This window comes from Paenisporosarcina sp. P4_D4 (assembly GCF_056401835.1).
The window spans coordinates 1-1,476 of record NZ_JBFUIO010000283.1 but is presented as its reverse complement, the minus strand read 5'-3'; the positions used below and the strand labels follow the sequence as shown (position 1 = coordinate 1,476).

1 protein-coding gene is annotated in these 1,476 nt (G+C 30.7%); it reads left to right on the top strand.

The window, feature by feature from the left end; genetic code table 11:
- Positions 1–244: 244 nt before the first annotated feature.
- Positions 245–1,476, top strand: a 1,232-nt coding sequence (locus AC1DSL_RS18120) for a homing endonuclease associated repeat-containing protein (RefSeq protein ID WP_477533314.1), incomplete at its 3' end; no start/stop codon positions are given.

Genomic DNA, 1,476 nt, shown 5'->3' with positions numbered 1-1,476 from the left:
ATACAAGACAGTTCCTTAAAACAAATGACTTCATGTATCGTGATATGGCTAAAGAGGAATATCAAAATTGGGAAGACTCAATGAACACCTTATTAGACGAACTGGAAGCGTTACAATTGTTTGCTGAGTAAGAGCTATTAATAATACAAATTAAATAAGCACCACATAAAAACGACTCAATAGCTAAGGGACGTTTTTAGAGAGATAATAAAATATAAACAATAACGGGAGGGTAATGATTTCTATGGAAATTGGAATTGATAAAGATTTTTTAATAAGCGAATTCCACAGATACTTTGATGAGTATGGGGTTTACCCAAGTAGCCCTGCACTAAAAAAAGCAAATGGCTATCCAAGTGTTGTTTCTTATATCCAAACATGGGGAAATTGGAGTACGTTCTTAAAGGATACTGGTATTTTTGGAGATCATGGTTGGTTACTTCAGGACGAACAGATGCTAAGAGAAAAGTATGAAATTTGTTCTCGGGAAGAGATAAATGATTCTTTAATAATTAAAAAAAGTTGGGACACAATAAAAAAGAAAGCTGGCTCTTTAGGTCTAAAAAGGAATAAGTCTTTAGCAAAAAGAAAATTTAATGACGAATTCTTATTAGAAAAATTAAAAGAACTTTCCATTCAATTAGGTAAAACACCTACTTGTGAAGATTTAAATAGCAATAAAGATTTGCCTTGWCATCACGTTTACCTAGAAAGATTTGGCTCATGGAATAATGCACTATCCATGATAAATTTAAAGTTAAATACCAATTTTGACCACAGTAAAGAGGCTATAATAAATGAAGTGATTGCTTTCTATAATACAAACGAAAGAAGTCCTTATTATAATGAGTTGAGTTATTCCAAAACTGCAATTTCTAACTATTGGGAAAGCTGGACAGAGCTATTGAAAGAATGTGACCTACCACTTAATAAAATTGAGAACATATTGATTACAAAAAATGACGGTATTTCATATCTGCAAGATTTGTATGGAAAGCTAGAAAGAGTTCCATCTTCTTTAGACGTTGCTAAAGACGGTGTTCCTAGAGATTGGTTTGCCAGAAATTTCGGATCTTATAGACTGGCTCTATTTGAAGCAGGGTTAATTGATTCCTCAGAAGTTGAATATGACTATGATGAATTTGCTGATAACAGTATTAAATATCTAAATGAATTAGCAAATGAATTAAATAGAATCCCTTCTGTCGAGGAGTTTCAAGAACATTTAAATAAAAAAGAAACAAGAAACTTTTTATCAAGAGAAAATTTAAGTATTCGTTTAAACAAAAAGTTTACTGAAATTTGTAAAATGTATCTTCCTGTTGAAATTTTAGAAAGCGAAGCAAATAAATTTTACTTTGACATAAAAAATAATAGATGTCTTTCATTGCCTGAAATGAAAATAAGTAACTTGTTAATTGAAAACAATATTACATTTATTGGCGAACCATCGTATAAAGAAGTGATGGATATATC